The organism is Kitasatospora sp. NPDC056651, from assembly GCF_042792155.1.
In the GTDB taxonomy this organism is placed as follows: Bacteria; Actinomycetota; Actinomycetes; order Streptomycetales; family Streptomycetaceae; genus Kitasatospora.
In genome coordinates, this window is record NZ_JBHTWX010000216.1 from 1 (window position 1) to 3,535 (window position 3,535).

Annotated in this window: 2 protein-coding genes; one reads left to right on the top strand and one right to left on the bottom strand. The window is 72.4% G+C overall.

Annotation, left to right across the window (positions count from 1 at the left end):
- Window positions 1-52: 52 nt before the first annotated feature.
- On the bottom strand, window positions 53-2,617 hold the full coding sequence (gene pepN, locus ACFRAR_RS38405; RefSeq protein WP_380705036.1) for an aminopeptidase N: 2,565 nt from the start codon (window positions 2,615-2,617) through the stop codon (window positions 53-55).
- A gap of 224 nt (window positions 2,618-2,841) precedes the next feature.
- Between pepN and ACFRAR_RS38410 the strand changes: the two genes are divergently transcribed.
- Window positions 2,842-3,474 (top strand): disulfide bond formation protein DsbA, encoded by a 633-nt coding sequence (locus ACFRAR_RS38410; RefSeq protein ID WP_380705039.1) that lies wholly within the window; start codon window positions 2,842-2,844, stop codon window positions 3,472-3,474.
- The last annotated feature ends 61 nt before the right edge of the window (window positions 3,475-3,535 follow it).

Here is a 3,535-nt window from a genome sequence, read left to right on the forward strand (position 1 = left end):
CCCTGGCTTCCAGGAGCGGGCGGGGCCCACGGCCGTTTCGGCGTACGGTCCGTCAGGCCCGGTCGCAGGCCTGCGCCCGCAGCGCGCGGGCCAGGTCGTCCCGGCGCTCCAGCACCAGGCGGCGCAGCGCCGGCGCGGCCTCGGGGTGCCCCGCCAGCCAGGCGTCGGCCTCGGCCAGGGTCTGCTCGTCGGTCTGGGCGATCGGGAAGAAGCCGCCGACGATCCGCATCGAGATCTCGATGGTCCGCTCGGCCCAGACCCGCTCCAGCAACTTGAAGTACGGCGCCGCGTAGAGGGCCGTCAGGTCGCGCTGGGCGGGGATCGAGAAGCCCGCGGTGTTGGCCTCGACCAGGGCGCTCGGCAGCTCGTCCGAGTCGATCACGGCCGACCAGGCGGCGGCCTTGGCCTCCGCGGTGGGCCGGGCGGCCAGGCACTGGGTGTAGTGGTGCTTGCCGCTCGCGGTGTTGTCGGCCTCCAGCTCGGCGGCCAGCTCCTCGTCGGCGGCCTGGCCGGACGCGGCCAGGGCCAGCCACAGCGACCAGCGCAGCTCCTGGTCCACCTCCAGGCCGTCGATCCGGGCGCTGCCGGACAGCAGGCCGCGGACCAGGCCGAGGTGCTCGGCGCCGCCCGCGGTCTGGGCGAGGAAGCGGGCCCAGGCCAGCTGGTGGTCGCTGCCGGGCACGGCCTCGCGCAGTTCGCGCAGGGCGCCGTCGGCCAGCAGCCGGCCGCCCTCGCCGCGCCAGGCCGGGTCGGCGTACAGGTCGACGGCGGTCTTGGCCTGGGCGTGCAGCGACTGGAGCACGCCGATGTTGCCCTCCTGGCCGGCGAACCGCAGCACCAGGGCGACGTAGTCGCGGGCCGGCATCAGGCCGTCCCGGGTGAGGTTCCAGACGGCGGACCAGGCCAGCGCCCGGGCCAGCTCACTGCTGATGTCGCCGAGGCCGGTGCGCAGCGTCGCCAGCGACTCCTCGTCGAAGCGGATCTTGCAGTAGGTCAGGTCGTCGTCGTTGAGCAGCACCAGAGCCGGGCGGGGCAGGCCGACGGCCTCGGCGACCACGGTCCGGGCACCGGCGACGTCCAGCTCGATCCGCCCGGTCCGCACCAGGACGCCGTCCGCGTCCCGGTCGTACAGACCGACCGCGATCCGGTGCGGGCGCAGGACGTCCCCGTCCTGGAGCACGGCCAGCTCGGTGATCCGGCCCTCGGCGTCGGTGGTGACCTGCGGGGTGAGCGCGTTGACACCGGAGGTCTGCAGCCAGGCGGCGGCCCAGGTCCTGAGGTCGCGGCCGCTGGTCTCCTCCAGCACCTCCAGCAGGTCGCCCAGCTCGGTGTTGCCGAAGGCGTGGCGCTTGAAGTAGCGGCGGGCGCCCTCGAAGAACGCCTCCGAACCGACGTACGCCACCAGCTGCTTGAGGACGGAGGCGCCCTTGGCGTAGGTGATGCCGTCGAAGTTGAGCTTGGCGTCCTCCAGGTCCCGGATGTCCGCGGTGATCGGGTGGGTGGTGGGGAACTGGTCCTGCCGGTAGGCCCAGGCCTTGCGCTGGTTGGCGAAGGTGACCCAGGCGGAGGAGTAGCGGGTGCGGGCGCCGATCAGGCCGTAGGAGCCCATGAAGTCGGCGAAGGACTCCTTCAGCCACAGGTCGTCCCACCAGCGCATGGTGACCAGGTCGCCGAACCACATGTGCGCCATCTCGTGCAGGATGACGTTGGCCCGGCCCTCGTACGCGGCGTCGGTGACCTTCGAGCGGAAGACGAACTCCTCGCGGAAGGTGACGCAGCCCGGGTTCTCCATCGCGCCGATGTTGTACTCGGGGACGAAGGCCTGGTCGTACTTGCCGAAGGGGTACGGGTAGTCGAACTGCTCGTGGAAGAAGTCGAGTCCGAGCTTGGTGACGCCGAGGATCTCGTCCGCGTCGAAGTGCGGGGCCAGCGACTTGCGGCACATCGCGGAGAGCGGGATCTCCAGCGCGGTGCCGTCGGCCAGTTCGCGGCGGTAGTGGTCGCGGGCGACGTGGTACGGGCCGGCGACGACGGCGGTGAGGTAGGTGGAGATCGGCTTGGTCGGCGCGAACTCCCAGGTGCGGGCGTCGCCTTCGGCGTCGACGTTCTCGTGCGGCGCGTTGGACCACACGTCCCAGGCGGCCGGGGCGGTCACCGTGAAGGTGAACGGGGCCTTCAGGTCGGGCTGCTCGAAGTTCGCGAACACCCGGCGGGCGTCGGCCGGCTCGTAGTGGGTGTACAGGTAGGTCTCGCCGTCCACCGGGTCGACGAAGCGGTGCAGGCCCTCGCCGGTGCGGCTGTAGGCGCAGTCCGCCTCGACGGTCAGCACGTTCTCGGCGGCCAGGCCGTCGACGTGCACCCGGGCGCCGTCGTAGGCGGTGGCCGGGTCGAGGGCGCGGCCGTTGAGGGTGACCGAGCGGACGGCCGGGGCGAGCAGGTCGAGGAAGGTGTCCGCACCGGGCTGGGAGCAGCGGAAGGTGACGGTGGTGGTGGAGCGGAAGGTGCCGGCCGCCCGGTCGGGGGCCGAGGTCACGTCCAGCCGGACCTGGTAGCCGTCCACGGCCAGAATGCTGGCCCGCTGCTGCGCCTCGTCGCGGCTGAGGTTCTTGCCCGGCACGGCGGTACTCCTTTGTCCGGCTCGCACGGTGGTGCGCCTTGTGGGTGGTGCGGTCTCGGCGCGGGGGTGTGCTCCGCGCGCGGGGTCATCCTTTCACGGCCCGCTCCGTCAGTACCATTGCACAGAAGTCGCGTCCGGACCGGAATCAGCTGCGCGGGACGGGTGTTGGCGTTCGGGGGTGGAACACCTCCTGCCTCGGATCACCTCACGAAGGACGACTCCCAGTGACGACTGCCGCTGAGCGCAAGACCGCCGACTTCTGGTTCGACCCGGCCTGCCCCTGGGCGTGGATGACCTCCCGCTGGCTGATCGAGGTCCAGCAGCTGCGTCCGGTCGACGTGAACTGGCACGTGATGAGCCTGTCGGTGCTCAACGAGCACCGGGACCTCCCGGAGAACTACCGGGAGCTGCTGGACAACGCCTGGGGCGCGGTGCGGGTCTGCGTCGCCGCCGCCGAGCAGCACGGGCCGGAGGTGCTGGGCCGGCTCTACACCGAGCTGGGCCTGCGCTTCCACAACCAGGGCCTGCCGCAGAACCGGGAGACCGTCGAGGCCGCGCTGGTGGCCGCGGGCCTGCCCGTCGAGCTCGCCGACGCGGCCGGCACGGACGCGTACGACGAGGCCCTGCGGGCCTCGCACAAGGAGGGCATCACCCTGGTCGGCGAGGACGTCGGCACCCCGGTGATCGCGGTCGAGGGCGTGGACGGCGAGCGGGTCGCCTTCTTCGGCCCGGTGGTCACTCCCGCCCCGAAGGGCGAGGCCGCGGCCCGGCTGTGGGACGGCACCCTGCTGGTGGCCTCCACCCCGGGCTTCTACGAGATCAAGCGCACCCGTACGGACGGCCCGTCCTTCGAGTGAGGGGGAGCGGCGGGTAGCCGCCCCCGGAGCGCACGGCGAGGGCCCGGCACCGATTCGGTGC